11 protein-coding genes are annotated in these 15,452 nt (G+C 64.0%); 8 read left to right on the top strand and 3 right to left on the bottom strand.

Translation table 11 applies throughout. From position 1 onward, the window contains the following. The first annotated feature begins 87 nt into the window (after positions 1-87). Complete coding sequence (gene glmM / locus AC50X5_RS03455; protein ID WP_494974733.1) at positions 88-1,452, top strand: phosphoglucosamine mutase; 1,365 nt, start codon at positions 88-90, stop codon at positions 1,450-1,452. Positions 1,453-1,531: 79 nt separating this feature from the next. Here glmM and mscL read toward each other — a convergent pair whose 3' ends face one another. Genes mscL through coaA form a run of 3 tightly spaced genes read right to left on the bottom strand, consistent with a single transcriptional unit; the run spans position 1,532 to position 3,783 of the window. Continuing rightward, positions 1,532-1,912, bottom strand: coding sequence for a large conductance mechanosensitive channel protein MscL (gene mscL, locus AC50X5_RS03450; protein ID WP_494974732.1), 381 nt, complete (start codon positions 1,910-1,912; stop codon positions 1,532-1,534). Positions 1,913-1,936: 24 nt separating this feature from the next. Next, positions 1,937-2,815, bottom strand: coding sequence for a M15 family metallopeptidase (locus tag AC50X5_RS03445; RefSeq protein ID WP_494974731.1), 879 nt, complete (start codon positions 2,813-2,815; stop codon positions 1,937-1,939). Positions 2,816-2,817: 2 nt separating this feature from the next. Beyond that, positions 2,818-3,783: a type I pantothenate kinase gene (coaA, locus tag AC50X5_RS03440; protein WP_494974730.1), complete on the bottom strand. Its 966-nt coding sequence runs from the start codon at positions 3,781-3,783 to the stop codon at positions 2,818-2,820. A gap of 145 nt (positions 3,784-3,928) precedes the next feature. Here coaA and glmS point away from each other — a divergent pair, with 145 nt between their 5' ends. The 7 genes from glmS (at position 3,929) to mgrA (ending at position 15,437) form a co-directional block, all read left to right on the top strand. After that, positions 3,929-5,821, top strand: a complete 1,893-nt coding sequence (gene glmS, locus AC50X5_RS03435; protein WP_494974729.1) for a glutamine--fructose-6-phosphate transaminase (isomerizing) — start codon at positions 3,929-3,931, stop codon at positions 5,819-5,821. 4 nt (positions 5,822-5,825) lie between these two features. After that, entirely contained in the window at positions 5,826-6,173 is a 348-nt protein-coding gene (locus AC50X5_RS03430) for a holo-ACP synthase (RefSeq protein ID WP_463934625.1), read from the top strand. A 14-nt stretch (positions 6,174-6,187) separates the two neighbouring features. Then, entirely contained in the window at positions 6,188-7,804 is a 1,617-nt protein-coding gene (locus tag AC50X5_RS03425) for an NAD(P)H-hydrate epimerase (RefSeq protein WP_494974728.1), read from the top strand. A 69-nt stretch (positions 7,805-7,873) separates the two neighbouring features. Next, the gene (gene glgX, locus AC50X5_RS03420) at positions 7,874-10,132 is read left to right on the top strand and encodes a glycogen debranching protein GlgX (RefSeq protein WP_494974727.1); all 2,259 of its coding nucleotides are present in this window, start codon (positions 7,874-7,876) and stop codon (positions 10,130-10,132) included. Beyond that, a complete protein-coding gene (treY, locus tag AC50X5_RS03415) occupies positions 10,129-12,456 on the top strand; it encodes a malto-oligosyltrehalose synthase (protein WP_494974726.1) in 2,328 nt (775 codons plus the stop codon). Before glgX ends, treY begins: the two co-directional genes overlap by 4 nt. Beyond that, positions 12,453-14,231: a malto-oligosyltrehalose trehalohydrolase gene (treZ, locus tag AC50X5_RS03410; RefSeq protein ID WP_494974725.1), complete on the top strand. Its 1,779-nt coding sequence runs from the start codon at positions 12,453-12,455 to the stop codon at positions 14,229-14,231. The genes treY and treZ overlap by 4 nt, the downstream gene beginning before the upstream one ends. A gap of 177 nt (positions 14,232-14,408) precedes the next feature. After that, the gene (gene mgrA, locus AC50X5_RS03405; protein ID WP_494974724.1) at positions 14,409-15,437 is read left to right on the top strand and encodes an L-glyceraldehyde 3-phosphate reductase; all 1,029 of its coding nucleotides are present in this window, start codon (positions 14,409-14,411) and stop codon (positions 15,435-15,437) included. The last annotated feature ends 15 nt before the right edge of the window (positions 15,438-15,452 follow it).

Genomic DNA, 15,452 nt, shown 5'->3' with positions numbered 1-15,452 from the left:
GGTTTTGTGCTTTCCGTGTCACGCACTCCTGAGCTGGCAAGCTCCGCCAAGGCAGGGCATCGGGGGAGCATCGCCTAGACTTGACCGGTGTCTAGATTATTTGGAACAGACGGTGTCCGCGGATTGGCCAATGGCCTGCTGACTTCCGAACTCGCAATGCAACTGGCCCAGGCCGCCGCCGTGGTGCTTGGCCATGACCGAAATACGTCGGGCGCCCGGCCCCGTGCCGTGGTGGCCCGTGACCCACGGGCCAGTGGCGAGTTCATCGCCGCGGCCGTGGAAGCCGGGCTGGCGAGCTCCGGCATTGACGTCTATGACGCCGGTGTACTGCCCACTCCCGCCGCCGCATACCTGGTGGCCGATCTGCAGGCAGATTTTGGCGTGATGATCTCCGCCTCCCACAACCCGGCTCCGGATAACGGCATCAAATTCTTCGCGAAGGGCGGCCAGAAGCTCCCGGACGACGTAGAAGACGCCATCGAGGCGCAGATGACCCAGGACGCCTTCCGGCCTGTGGGCGGCGATGTGGGACGCATACAGCGCTTCTCCGACGCCGAGGACCGCTACATCGTGCACCTGCTGGGCACCCTTCCGCACCGCCTCGACGGCCTTAAGGTGGTCCTGGACTGCGCCCACGGCGCTGCCAGCGGCTGCTCGCCCCAGGTATTCAAGGACGCCGGGGCTGACGTGATCGTCATGGGTGCTGAGCCTGACGGGCTGAACATCAACGACGGCGTAGGGTCCACGCACCTTGGCCCGCTCAAGCTCGCGGTGGTGGAGCACGGCGCAGATCTGGGCATTGCCCATGACGGCGACGCCGATCGCTGCCTGGCCGTGGACCACGAGGGCAACGAGGTGGACGGTGACCAGATCATGGCCATCCTGGCCGTGGCGCTGAAGGCTTCCGGCAAGCTTGTCGACGATGTCCTGGTGGCCACCGTCATGAGCAACCTGGGACTGAAGATCGCCCTGCGTGAAGCGGGAATTCACCTTCGCGAGACCGCCGTTGGCGACCGGTACGTTCTCGAGGGAATGCGCGACGGCGGGTTCAACCTGGGCGGCGAGCAGTCCGGCCACGTGATCTTCGCCGATCACGCCACCACCGGCGATGGCGTCCTGACCGGCCTGCAGCTGGCGGCACAGGTGGCCCTCACCGGCAAGCCCTTGAAGGAGCTGGCCACCGTGATGACCAAGCTTCCCCAGGTGCTCATCAACGTCCGCGGCGTGGACCGCTCCCGGGTGCACGGCGACGTAAAACTGGCTGCCGCCGTCGCTGTTGCCGAAGCACGCCTGGGTGACGGAGGACGCGTGCTCCTGCGCCCGTCCGGAACCGAACCTGTGGTTCGTGTCATGGTGGAAGCACCGGACGAGGCCACCGCGCAGGAAGTGGCTGAGCACCTGGCCCAGGTGGTCCGCACCGAACTGGCGCTGGAACTCGTCACCGACTCGTAAGAGCCTGAAGCCCAGCGCTTGAACAACGACAGCAGCCCGCCTCCTGAGGAGACGGGCTGCTTTTGGTTGTGTGCCGCTGTTAGACCTGACGGGACCGCAGCGAATCGCGGATCTCGGTGAGCAGGGCAATCTGGGGATCTACTGCCTCTTCCTTGTCAGTGATGCCAAGGCGGCGGTTACGGCGCTCGAGCATATGGTTCATGGGGACAATAACGATGAAGTAGATCGCTGCGGCCACCAGGACAAAGGAGATGACGGCGGAAATAACGGATCCATACATGAATCCTTCCCACTGCATCTCTTCAATTCCGTTGGCATTGAAGAGCCGGCCGATCAGCGGGGTCAGCAGGCCATCCACGATGGAGGTTACAACCGAGCCGAAAGCGGCACCGATAACGACAGCGACGGCAAGGTCAATGACGTTGCCTTTCATCAGGAAACTCTTAAATCCACTCAGCATGGATCAAAAGTAGCGCACATCTGATCAGGGATAGCCCGGCGCTGCGCCGGTACCAAAGTATTCCTCCAGCGTGTGGATGCCTTTGTTGGTCATGTCAGTGGCTGCTTCGACGCCGATGTAGCGCAGGTGCCAGGGCTCGTAGTAGTAGCCTGTGACCGGATGGAACATCCACTGGTACCGCACCACGAAGCCGAAGCGGTGGCCATTGACCGCCACCCACACGCCTGCCGGCTGTTCCGCGAAGCAGGGCTGGAAACTGCAGGCCCCGCTACCGTCCGCGACATCAAACGCCCAACCGGTCTGGTGCTCCGAATAGCCGGGCCTGGCCGAGGCCGTGTCCGCATCCGCCTGACCACGGGCAGCGACGTAATTGTTATACGTGGTGACCTGGGTGCCGTAGGAACGGTAGCCGCTGGCCAGGGTGAGGTAGACGCCGTCGTTTGCTGCCGCCGCGAACATCGCTTCGGCCGCCGCCGCCGTCGTGCTGTTCAGCAGGGCTGACTCCCCTGATGTGGCAAGTGCCACGGACGGCTGAACGAGATCCGCCGGAACGTAATCAGCAGGCTGCAGCGGGCGGTTCTTATTCACCACCAGCCAGGGACTGGCCGGATCGGTCAGGGAGAACTGGCCGGGCAGGGCAGCGGACGGCGCAGGTTCCGGAACCACGGGAGCTTCGCTGACCGGCTCCGCTGTCTCGGCAGGGACTGAAGGTGATGAGGACGCAGCTGCGGACGGGGTGCCGGAAGCGGTTGCCGCCGTCGAACCTTCCGCCGTCTGTACGGGGCCAGCGGGGGCGGGCGGGCTGCACGCGGTCAGGACGGTGAGTCCGGCACCGACTGCAAGGAACGCGGTGAAGCTGCGGCGGCTGGCCCCGGACGGTGCAGGTTCACAATCCCGGCACATGGCTAGACCTTCCTCAGCAGCATGCGCCGGATGGAGTGGTCGGCATCCTTGGTGAGCACCAGCTGGGCCCGCCCACGGGTGGGAAGCACGTTTTCCTCAAGGTTGGGCTCGTTAATGCGCTTCCAGATACCCCGGGCAGTTTTCTCCGCCTCTTCGTCAGACAACGTGGCGTAGCGGTGGAAGTATGACTCGGGCTGCGCGAAGGCCGTAGTGCGGAGCTTGCGGAACCGGTCCACGTACCACTCCTCTATATAGGAGGTCTTGGCGTCAACGTAGATGGAAAAGTCGAAGAAGTCGCTCAGCGCGAGCCCCTGCCGGCCATCATGCCGCGGACGCGCCGGGGCCAGCACGTTCAGGCCTTCGACAATGAGCACGTCCGGGCGGCGGACCAGCACTTCGCGGCCGGGCACAATGTCATAGGTGACGTGCGAATACCAGGGCGCGCGGACTTCCTCCGCGCCGCCCTTGATGGCACTGACAAACCGCAGCAGTGCCCGCCGGTCATACGATTCCGGAAAACCTTTGCGGTCCAGGAGCTGGCGGCGCTTCAGCTCGGCAAGCGGGTACAGGAAACCATCGGTAGTGATGAGTTCAACATTCGGCGTCCCGGGCCACCGCCGCAGCATCTCGCGCAGTACCCGGGCGATCGTGGACTTGCCAACCGCCACGGAACCGGCCACGCCGATCACAAACGGAGTGCGCTGGGTACTCTCGCCAAGAAACGTGGTGGTGGCGGCATGCAACTGGCCTGCGGCTTCCACGTAAAGGTGCAACAGGCGCGAGAGCGGCAGGTAGACATCACGGATTTCCGTCATGTCCAGGGGATCACCGAGGCCGCGAAGGCGCAGGACATCCTCCCAATTGAGGGGTTGCTCCATCTGGGCGGCCAGGCGGGACCACGTGTGGCGGTCCAGCTCCACGAAAGGAGAGGTACCCTCTCCGTTCGCTTCGTTGCGTTGCAAAGTCACTTTAGTGATTCTGCCCCTTCCCGACGCCCAGAGCGAACCGGGACGGCACAAAACGCCCGGGAACAAGCGCCACCCCCGCTCCGGAGGCCCGCCGATGAGGGCTCTGATGTTAAGGCAGCACCCCGGAGACGTTAGGGTTAAGCCTATGTGTGGAATCGTTGGATACGTGGGCCGGGTCAACGGCCAAGAAGCTTCAACCCATGGCGCCCTGGACGTTGTCCTGGAAGGCCTGCGTCGTCTTGAATACCGGGGCTATGACTCCGCTGGAGTGGCAGTAGTAGCGGATGGTGTCATCTCCACCCGTAAGAAATCCGGGAAGCTGGCTAACCTGCTGACCGAACTGGAAGAGCAGCCCTTGCCCGCATCGCTCACCGGAATCGGTCACACCCGCTGGGCCACCCACGGCGGACCCACGGACCGTAATGCCCACCCGCACCTCGCGGACGGCGGCAAACTGGCAGTGATCCACAACGGGATCATTGAAAACTTTGCGGAAATCAAGCAGGAACTGCTGGCCAAGGGCGTGACCTTCCTCTCCGAAACGGACACTGAGGTAGCGGCGGCCCTGCTGGGCGACATTTTCCGCACCCAGCTCAAGGGGGACGTCAGTAACGGCGCCCTGACCAAAGCCATGCAGCTGGCGTGCCAGCGCCTCGAAGGTGCCTTCACCCTGCTGGCCGTCCACGCCGACCAGCCGGACGTTGTGGTTGCCGCCCGCCGCAACTCACCCCTGGTGGTGGGCCTGGGCGACGGCGAGAACTTCCTCGGCTCCGATGTCTCCGGCTTCATCGACTACACCCGCCGCGCCGTCGAGCTGGGTCAGGACCAGATCGTCACCATCACCGCGGACACCGTGGAGATCACCGACTTCTTCGGCGTCCCCGGGGTTGGCAAGGAATACCACGTCGATTGGGATCCGGAATCTGCCGAAAAGGGCGGCTTCAGCTCCTTCATGGAGAAGGAAATCCACGACCAGCCAGACGCCGTGGCGCAGACCCTGTTGGGCCGCTCGGACCTTAACGGCAAACTGACACTTGACGAAATCCGCATCGATGTTGAGCTGCTTAAGCAGGTTAACAAGATCATAGTGTTGGCCTGCGGCACTGCCGCTTACGCGGGCATGGTTGCGAAATACGCGATCGAGAACTGGTGCCGGATCCCAACCGAGGTTGAACTGGCCCACGAGTTCCGCTACCGCGACCCCATCCTGGATGAGAAAACGCTGGTGGTGTCCATCAGCCAGTCCGGCGAGACCATGGACACGCTGATGGCCGTGCGCTATGCCCGCGAGCAGGGCGCCAAGACCATCTCCATCTGTAACACCAACGGTTCCACGATCCCGCGGGAATCAGACGCCGTGCTGTATACGCACGCCGGCCCGGAAATCGCCGTGGCGTCCACCAAGGCATTCCTGGCCCAGATCACCGCCGCCTACCTGCTGGGCCTGTACCTGGCACAGCTGCGCGGCAACATCTTCAGCGGCCAAATCAAGGACGTCCTGGCGGACCTGTCCAAGATTCCTGCGAAGATTCAGACCATCCTGGACAACGCCGGCCCCCTGCGTGAGCTGGCCCGCAGCATGGCCAATGAAAAGTCGGTGCTTTTCCTTGGCCGCCACGTGGGTTACCCGGTGGCCCTGGAAGGCGCGCTCAAGCTCAAGGAGATCGCCTATATCCACGCGGAGGGCTTTGCAGCCGGCGAGCTCAAGCATGGCCCGATCGCCTTGATCGATGATGGCCAGCCGGTGTTCGTGGTAGTACCGTCGCCGCGCGGCCGTGACTCGCTGCACGCCAAGGTGGTCAGCAATATCCAGGAAGTCCGGGCCCGTGGCGCGCGTACCCTGGTCATTGCCGAGGAAGGCGACACGACAGTTCAGGACTACGCCGAGTACGTGTTCTACGTACCGGGGACTCCCACACTGCTGATGCCGCTCCTCACCACGGTTCCGCTCCAGATCTTCGCCGCCGAGCTGGCCTCCGCCAAGGGTTACGACGTGGACCAGCCGCGCAACCTGGCCAAGAGCGTCACCGTAGAATAGCCGCATGATTGTTGGCATAGGCGTTGACGTTGTGGACATCGAGCGGTTCGGACGGCAGTTGGAGCGGACCCCCGGGCTGCGCGACAGATTGTTCGTGCCCGCAGAGAGGGAACTGAACACCCGTTCCCTCGCTGCCCGGTTTGCCGCTAAGGAGGCTGTCGCCAAGGTACTGGGCGCTCCGGCCGGCATGAACTGGCAGGACTGCTGGATCGGCCTCGACGAGCACGGCCCAACCATCAAGGTCAAGGGCACCGTCCTGGCGGTAGCCGAGTCCAAGGGAGTCAAGCGGTGGCACCTCTCGATGAGCCATGATGGCGGAATTGCCACCGCAACGGTCCTGGCCGAAGGCTGAGCCCTGACATCACCATGATCAGGGCGCATACCGGAACCAGCGTTCGAGCCGCTGAAGAGCCGCTTCTAAGGCAAGGTAGCGGCCGCATCCTGATGGAACGGGCCGCCTACGGCCTGGCCAACGCCACCATCCGTGAGTTGCAGGGGCGGAGCCGCCGGCTCTACGGCGGCTCCGCCGTCGTGCTGGTGGGGAAAGGCAACAACGGCGGAGACGGACTTTTCGCAGCTGCCATCCTGTGCCGCCGGGGACTACGTACCACGGCGATCCTCACCTCTGCAGACGCGCACCCTGCCGGCCTGGCAGCTTTCAAGGCCTCCGGCGGGATCATCCAACAACTCACCGAACGTTCGACGCCGGAACTCGCTGAGCTGTGCTCCCGCGCCGATGTTGTCATCGACGCTGTCCTGGGTACCGGTGCGCGCGGCGGTCTCCGCGGTCCTGCGGCCGCGCTGGTGGCGGCCGTAGCCGCCGCCCCGCCCCAACTGGTGGTGGCCTGCGATGTCCCGAGCGGCGTGAGCGCTGACACCGGGGAAGTGGCGGGTCCAGTCCTCCCGGCAACCTTCACCGTGACGTTCGGCGCCGCAAAGGCCGGGCTGCTGGCCGATCCCGGGGCGGACTATGCCGGCCGGATCGTAGTGGTTCCCATCGGTATTGAATCGTGGCTGGGAGAGCCGTCGGTGCTGCGACTGGAAGCGGCCGAGCTTGCCGGGCTGCTGCCGCAGCCGGCCCGCAGGTCGCATAAGTATTCCCGCGGCGTGCTCGGCATCGTGGCAGGAACCCGGTCCTACCCCGGGGCTGCGGTGCTGGCCTGCCAGGGGGCGCTGGCCGCCGGAGCGGGCATGGTGCGCTACCTGGGGCCACCGGCCGTCGCCGCGTTGGTGCAGCAGGCCTGCCCGGAAGTGGTGTGCTCCACGGGCGAAGTCGCCGATGCACATGTGCAGGCCTGGCTGGTGGGACCCGGGTTGGTGCCGGCGGGATCCGGCTCTGCTGCAGGGGCCGACGCCGGCGGTAATGAACACCAACTGCGGCGCGCGCAGGATGCCGTAGCCTCAGGCCTGCCCGTGGCCGTCGACGCCGGCGCCCTGACCGGGCTGGCGTCATCGCTGGGACCGCAGGCCGTCCTGACACCGCACGCCGGCGAACTCGCCACGTTGTTAACCCGTCTGGGCTACGAAACCGAACGGGCCGCCGTCGAGCATTCCCCCCTTGGAACCGTTGCCCTCGCTGCTGAGATGACCGGCGCTACCGTGTTGCTCAAAGGCGCCACCACCCTGGTGGCCACCCCCGGTGGCGGCGTATTCAGCCAAGCCGAGGGCACACCGTGGCTGGCCACCGCCGGAAGTGGCGACGTCCTTGCCGGGATCATCGGCGCACTGTTGGCGCAGGCAGAATCCGACGTCGGACGCCACCGGGCACTGGGCATCAGCGATGCCGGACGCTGGGCTGCACTGGCCGCGCTGGCAGCCTCCCTCCACGGGCTCGCAGGGTCTTCCGCATCGGCGGTTTTAAACGGCGGACCGATTACCGCCTCGGACGTCGCCGGCGCCTTACCCCAAGTCCTGGGTAAAGTCAGCATGCTTAGTAACGCTGTAACCCATTCACGTAACAGTCAGGGCCTGCCAATAAGGTAGGCAGTAGTTCGCACCGTAACAGCAGGGAGATTCACTCCTCCCGGCTGGTCATTACCAATGAGGAGCATCATGGAAGTTTGGCCTGGAAGCGCCTACCCGCTGGGAGCCACGTACAACGGCACCGGCACTAACTTCGCGCTGTTCAGCGAGCGTGCCGAAAAAGTGGAACTGTGCCTTTTTGACGATGACGGCAAGGAAACGCGTGTCACCCTCGACGAGGTGGACGGCTACGTCTGGCACTGCTACATCCCCCAGATACAGCCCGGCCAGAAGTATGGCTACCGCGTGCACGGTCCTTACGATCCCGCCTCCGGCAACCGCTTCAACCCCAACAAGCTCCTGTTGGACCCTTACGCCAAAGCAGTCCACGGGCAGATTGACTGGGACCCGGCTCTCTTCACCTACAATCTGGGTGAGGGTCCCGAGACCATCAACAACGAGGACTCTGCGCAGCACATGATGATGGGCGTGGTCATCAACCCCTTCTTCGACTGGGACGGCGACCAGAACCTCCGCATCCCGTACCACCAGACGGTGATTTACGAAGCCCACGTCAAGGGCCTCACCCAGTTGCACCCGGAGGTACCGGAAGAGCAGCGCGGCACGTACGCCGGCGTGGCGCACCCCTCAGTCATTGCCCACCTGCAGAAGCTCGGCATCACCGCCATCGAACTGATGCCCGTGCACCAGTTCGTCAATGACGGCACTTTGCAGGACAAGGGGCTCAGCAACTACTGGGGCTACAACACCATCGGATTCTTTGCCCCGCAGAACACCTACAGCTCCACCGGAGACGCAGGCCAGCAGGTCCAGGACTTCAAAGCTATGGTGCGCGCCCTGCACAAGGCAGGCATCGAAGTCATCCTCGACGTCGTCTACAACCACACAGCCGAGGGCAACCATCTGGGCCCCACCCTGTCCTTCAAAGGCATCGACAATGCCGCGTACTACCGTCTGATGGAAGATGACCAGCAGTATTACCGGGATTACACCGGTACCGGCAACACGCTGAACGTCCGCCAGCCGCACTCGCTGCAGCTGTTGATGGATTCGCTGCGCTACTGGGTCACCGAAATGCACGTGGACGGCTTCCGCTTCGACCTCGCATCCACGCTGGCCCGCGAGTTTTATGACGTGGACAAGCTTTCCACCTTCTTCGAGCTCATCCAGCAGGACCCGGTCGTTTCCCAGGTCAAGCTCATCGCTGAACCTTGGGACGTTGGCCCGGGTGGTTACCAGGTGGGTAACTTCCCGCCCCTGTGGACGGAATGGAACGGCGCTTACCGCGACACCGTTCGCGATTTCTGGCGCGGCGAGCCGTCCACTTTGGCCGAATTCGCGTCGCGGATTACCGGCTCGGCTGACCTCTACGAGCACTCCGGCCGCCGTCCTGTGGCGTCCATCAACTTCGTCACCGCCCACGACGGCTTCACCTTGGCTGACCTCGTCTCCTACAACGAAAAGCACAATGCGGCCAACGGTGAGGACAATAACGACGGCGAGTCCCACAACAGGTCCTGGAACTGCGGGGTCGAGGGTCCCACCGACGATCCCCAGGTGCTGTCGCTTCGGGCCCGGCAGCAGCGCAACTTCATCGCGTCGCTGTTGCTTTCCCAGGGCGTCCCCATGCTCCTGCACGGTGACGAGCTGGGCCGTACCCAGCGGGGCAACAACAACGGCTACTGCCAGGACTCCGAGCTGACCTGGATTAACTGGGATGCCATCGACCAGCCACTGGTGGAGTTCACTGCCGCCGTCAACGCGTTGCGGGCTAAGCACCCCACCTTCCGCCGCAGCCGCTTCTTCGACGGGAGCCCGGTCCTGCGGGGTGAAGGCGAACGGCTGCCGGACATCGTATGGCTGAACCCGGATGGCGAAACAATGAAGCCCGAAGCCTGGCACAGTGGCTTTGGCCGGTCCATCGGCGTGTTCCTGAATGGTTATGGCATCCAGGGCAAGGACGCACGCGGCCGCCGGATCACGGACGTCAACTTCGTGCTCTACTTCAACGCCCATGACGACGTCGTGAACTTCACCTTGCCGTCTGACGAATACGCTCCGGCCTGGGACATCATCATTGACACCGCCGGGAAGAACGCAGACACTGTACCGGTCATGGCCGGGGATACCCTGCCGGTGGAAGCGAAATCCCTTGTTGTCCTGCGTGCACACTCCATGCCTGAAACTGAGCCTGACCACTCAGTAGCCGCCTCGCTGGCCGCCCTGACCCAGGCCACCAGCAGCGAAACCGAGTCACTCAGCACGCCTGCCGTCGCCGAGCCAGGTAAAACCACCAAGGTGGGGGAGCGGAAGGACGAGGCCAAGTGAAGACTCCTTTATCTACCTACCGTCTGCAGATCCGGTCGGAGTTCACGCTTCAGGACGCCGCCGCTACGGTTCCGTACCTCAAGGACCTGGGTGTGGACTGGCTCTACCTGTCTCCCATCCTCACGGCAGAAAAGGGCTCGGACCACGGCTATGACGTCACCGACCCGTCAGCCGTGGACCCTGACCGTGGCGGACCGGAAGGGCTCCTTGCCGTTTCCCGTGCAGCCCGGGCAGCCGGCATGGGCGTGTTGGTGGACATCGTCCCCAACCACGTGGGCGTAGCCTCGCCGCCCCAAAATCCCTGGTGGTGGTCGCTGCTCAAGGAGGGCCGCCAGTCACCGTATGCGGAAGCGTTCGACGTCGACTGGGACTTCGGCGGCGGACGCATCCGGATTCCGGTGCTGGGGGATGACGACGAACTGGACCAGCTGGAGATCAAGGACGGCGAACTCCGCTACTACGGGCACCGCTTTCCGCTGGCCGAAGGCAGCTACCAGCCTGGGGACAACCCCCGCGATGTCCACGGCCGCCAGCACTATGAGCTGGTCGATTGGCGGCGGGCAGACTCCGAGCTGAACTACCGCCGGTTCTTTGCCGTGAACACGCTCGCGGGCATCAAGGTGGAAGTTCCCTGGGTATTCGACGCCGCCCACGCTGAGGTGAAGCGCTGGTTCGATGAAGGCCTGGTGGCCGGCTTGCGCGTAGACCACCCCGATGGTTTGGCAGACCCCGCCGGCTACCTCAAGCGGCTCAAGGAGGTCAGCGGGGGTGCCTACATCCTCGTCGAGAAGATCCTGGAACCGGGTGAGGACCTGCCCGAAGACTTCGAATGCGAAGGTACCACCGGCTACGACGCCCTTGCTGACGTCGACCGGCTCTTCGTGGATCCCGCCGGCAAGGCCCCCTTGACACGGCTCGACTCACGGCTCCGGGGGCGCGCCGGCGCGGCTGATTATGAGGACATGATCCACGGCACCAAGCGGGACATGGAGGACGGCATCCTCCATTCCGAGATCCTCCGGTTGGTCCGCCTGCTTCCGGACAACAGCGGTCTGACGGAGGACGAGGCAGCTGAAGGGCTGGCCGAAATCATCGCGGCTTTCCCGGTCTACCGGACCTACCTTCCGGAAGGCGCCGGTGTCCTGAAGGATGCCTGTCAGAGTGCCAGCGAGTCCCGTCCGGACCTTGCCGGCGCCATCGAAAAGCTGTTGGTACTCCTGGCCGACCCGGAAAAGGAACTGGGACGCCGCTTCCAGCAGACCTCAGGGATGGTCATGGCCAAGGGCGTGGAGGACACCGCTTTCTACCGGTACACGCGGCTCGGTACGCTCACCGAGGTAGGCGCCGATCCCACCGAGTTCTCCCTCGCCCCGGAGGAGTTCCACCGGCGGATGGAACGGCGGCAGGAGAAGCTGCCGCTGTCCATGACCACGCTGACCACCCACGACACCAAGCGCAGCGAAGATACCCGCGCCCGAATCTCGGTCATCTCCGAAATGGTGCCGGAATGGTCCGCCACGCTGTCCAAGCTGCGCGAACTTGCGCCGCTGCCGGACGGCCCGCTCGCCGCCCTGTTGTGGCAGGCCATAGCCGGTGCCTGGCCGGCAGGCCGCGAAAGGCTTCGCAGCTACGCGGAAAAGGCGGCCCGCGAAGCCGGTAACTCCACCACCTGGACCGACCCCGATGAGGACTTCGAGGCCAAGCTGCTCGCCGCCGTCGACGCCGTCTTCGACAACCCTGAAGTTCGGACCGAGCTGACGGCGTTCGTTGCCCGGATCGAACCGCACGGAGCGTCGAACTCGCTCTCCGCCAAGCTGATCCAGCTCACCATGCCCGGTGTGCCGGATGTCTACCAGGGCACCGAGTTTTGGGACCGCTCCCTGGCGGATCCGGACAACCGGCGCACTGTTGACTTCGACAGGCGCCGTACTGCCCTGGCTGAACTGGACGACGGCGTGTTGCCGGCGTCCTACACGGCAGAATCGGCCAAGCTGCTGGTTACCTCCAGAGCGCTGCGGCTCAAGCGGAACCGGCCCGAACTGTTCGCCGGCTACCGGCCGCTGACAGCCACCGGACCGGCGGCACATCACTTGGTCGCTTTTGACCGCGGCGCAGCAGATGCTGTCGGGGCCGTTGCCTTGGCTACCAGGCTCCCCTACGGACTGGAGGAATCGGGCGGCTGGGCCGATACCGCCGTCGAACTTCCTGTCGCCTTAACTGACGAACTGACCGGCCAGCAGTTTGGTCCCGGCAAGGTGGAGGTTTCAGAGATCCTCCGCGTATATCCCGTGGCTTTGCTGGTACCTGAAGGAGGCATGGCATGACACTTCACAGCACAGGAGCGGAGCGCTTCGACGTATGGGCGCCCAATGCCAAGCAGGTGACACTGCAGGTCGATGACCGGGAACTGGCAATGGTCCGCGTGGATCGTGGCCCCGGCGCTGATGGCTGGTGGACGGCGCCCGAGGCTCCTGAAACCGGAGAAGTCGATTACGGCTACAAGCTGGACGGCGAACCGGCGCTGCCGGACCCCCGGTCGCGTCGGCTGCCGCAGGGAGTCCATAAGCTTTCGCGGACCTTCGATCCAACCGTTTACGCCTGGCAGGATACTGCCTGGCGGGGACGGGAACTCAAAGGTGCAGTTATCTACGAGATGCACCTGGGCACGTTCACCCCCGAGGGCACCCTGGACGCTGCCATCGAAAAGCTGGGCTACCTCGCGGATCTTGGCGTGGACTTCGTTGAGCTGCTGCCGGTCAACGCCTTCAACGGCACGCACAACTGGGGTTATGACGGTGTGCAGTGGTATGCGGTCCACGAAGGGTACGGCGGCCCTGCTGCCTACCAGCGGTTTGTGGACGCGGCACACGCCGCCGGCATCGGGGTCATCCAGGACGTCGTCTACAACCACCTGGGACCCAGCGGCAACTACCTGCCCAGCTTCGGACCGTACCTGAAGCAGGGCGACGCCAACACCTGGGGAGATTCGGTCAACCTGGACGGTCCGGGATCGGACGTCGTCCGCGAGTACATCCTGGACAACGTCGCGATGTGGCTTAGGGATTTCCACGTGGACGGGCTCCGGCTGGATGCCGTCCATGCGCTTCGTGATGAACGGGCAGTACACCTGCTGGAGGAGTTCGGTGCTTTAGGTGACACCATCGCAGCCGAGACCGGACTTCCCAAGACACTCATTGCGGAGTCGGACCTGAACAACCCCCGGTTGCTGTACCCGCGCAACGGGAACGGTTACGGGCTCACGGGGCAGTGGAGCGACGACTTCCACCACGCCGTGCACGTCGCCGTCAGTGGCGAAACGGAAGGGTACTACGAGGATTTCGAGTCGCTGGAGGTGCTGGCCAAGGTCCTGAAGGACGGGTTCCTGCATGACGGCAGCTACTCAAGCTTCCGCGGCAGGCACCATGGGCGTCCCATCAACACTGCTTTGGTTCATCCGTCCGCGCTGGTGGTCTGCAACCAGAACCACGACCAGATCGGCAACCGGGCGGTGGGCGACCGGTTGTCGCAATCACTGCCGTACGGCCGCCTTGCGGTAGCAGCCGTGCTCACGCTGACCTCTCCGTTTACGCCGATGCTGTTTATGGGCGAGGAATTCGGCGCCACCACGCCTTGGCAATTCTTCACCTCGCACCCCGAGCCCGAACTGGGCAAGGCTACCGCGGAAGGTCGCATCAAGGAGTTCGAGCGGATGGGGTGGGATCCCGACGTCGTGCCCGATCCGCAGGACCCGGAAACCTTCCAACGCTCCAAGCTGAAGTGGGAGGAAGCTGCTGACGGCGACCAGGCGCGGCTGCTGAACCTGTACCGCTCACTGATCGCGCTCCGACGCGAATACCCTGACCTCGCCGGGCTGGGCTTTACGGAAACCAAGGTCGTTTTTGATAACGACGCCGGCTGGTTGCGTTTTCAGCGCGGATCTGTCGAGGTGCTGCTCAACGCCTCCGACGAAACGGTCCGGCTGCAGGACGCGGCGGGCGCGCTGGTCCTCGCAACCGAGGACGTCACGGCGCTGGAAGACGCTGTCCTGACCCTGGCACCGTGGAGTGCTGCCATCGTGGCGGTCGCTGCGCGTTCCTGATCCGGTCTAAGCGGGAATTGGTCGAAGACCGATCCCTGAAGGGCTGCTTGTGGGGGTCCCGGCTGTGCGCCCATGGTGGCTGCAGTCGGGACGTCCGGCAGAGCGCAAGCGTCAGCCGGGGGCTTAATTGTTTGGATTTGTGATGTTGTGCGGGTCACAACTGGCAGGATAGTAAATATGACTTATATCGCTGCGGAAAACCGCTACGACACCATGCCTTACCGCCGCGTTGGCCGCAGCGGTCTCAAGCTTCCAGCAATTTCCTTGGGACTGTGGCACAACTTCGGAGACGACAAGAAGTTTGAGGACCAGCGTGCCATCCTGCGCCGTGCCTTCGATCTGGGCGTGAACCATTTCGACCTCGCCAACAATTACGGGCCGCCGGATGGTTCTGCCGAGACCAACTTTGGCAGGCACCTCGCCGACGACTTCAAGCCTTACCGGGACGAACTGGTCATTTCCACCAAGGCGGGCTATTACATGTGGCCGGGCCCGTACGGGGAGTGGGGATCCCGCAAGTACCTGCTGTCCAGCCTGGACCAGTCGCTGCAGCGCATGGGCCTGGATTACGTGGACATCTTCTACAGCCACCGGCCGGACCCGGACACCCCCATGGAGGAAACAATGGGGGCCCTGGACCACGCCGTCCGCTCAGGCAAGGCGCTATATGCGGGCATCTCCTCCTACACCCCGGAGCAGACCCTGGAGGCAGCCCGTATCCTGAAGGAACTGGGTACGCCGCTGCTGATTCACCAGCCCAGCTACTCCATGCTCAACCGCTGGACGGAGAACGGCTCGCCCAACCTGTATGAAGCGCTCGAGCAGGTAGGAGCCGGCTCGATCGCGTTCTCGCCATTGGCCCAAGGCGTGTTGACCGACCGTTACCTCAAGGGCATACCCGAAGACTCCCGGGCAGCGAAGGCCCGCTTCCTCTCCGAAGCGGCCATTACGGAGGACACCCTCAACCGGGTCCGGGGCTTGACGGAGATTGCCGGGGGCCGCGGCCAGAGCCTGGCGCAAATGGCCATTTCCTGGATACTTCGTGATCAGCCCAAGGGCACGCCTGTCACATCGGCGTTGGTGGGAGCATCCAGCGTCCGCCAGCTCGAAGACACTTTGGCTGCCATCAATAACCTCGGCTTCACCGTTGACGAACTGGCTGCAATTGATAAGTTCGCTGCCGAATCGGATATCAGCGGGCGCTGATTCGCCGGTGGTCAG

The sequence above is a fragment of the Pseudarthrobacter sp. MDT1-40-2 genome, from assembly GCF_059383595.1.
The sequence above is the reverse complement of the archived record's forward strand: the minus strand, read 5'-3'. Positions and strand labels throughout refer to the sequence as shown.

What these genes read in the sequence shown, in the direction of transcription:
- mscL (WP_494974732.1), bottom strand. Translation starts at nt 1,912, where the DNA reads ATGCTGAGTGGATTTAAGAGTTTCCTGATGAAAGGCAACGTCATTGAC.
- AC50X5_RS03445 (WP_494974731.1), bottom strand. Translation starts at nt 2,815, where the DNA reads ATGTGCCGGGATTGTGAACCTGCACCGTCCGGGGCCAGCCGCCGCAGC.
- glmS (WP_494974729.1), top strand. Translation starts at nt 3,929, where the DNA reads ATGTGTGGAATCGTTGGATACGTGGGCCGGGTCAACGGCCAAGAAGCT.
- AC50X5_RS03430 (WP_463934625.1), top strand. Translation starts at nt 5,826, where the DNA reads ATGATTGTTGGCATAGGCGTTGACGTTGTGGACATCGAGCGGTTCGGA.
- AC50X5_RS03425 (WP_494974728.1), top strand. Translation starts at nt 6,188, where the DNA reads ATGATCAGGGCGCATACCGGAACCAGCGTTCGAGCCGCTGAAGAGCCG.
- glgX (WP_494974727.1), top strand. Translation starts at nt 7,874, where the DNA reads ATGGAAGTTTGGCCTGGAAGCGCCTACCCGCTGGGAGCCACGTACAAC.
- treZ (WP_494974725.1), top strand. Translation starts at nt 12,453, where the DNA reads ATGACACTTCACAGCACAGGAGCGGAGCGCTTCGACGTATGGGCGCCC.
- mgrA (WP_494974724.1), top strand. Translation starts at nt 14,409, where the DNA reads ATGACTTATATCGCTGCGGAAAACCGCTACGACACCATGCCTTACCGC.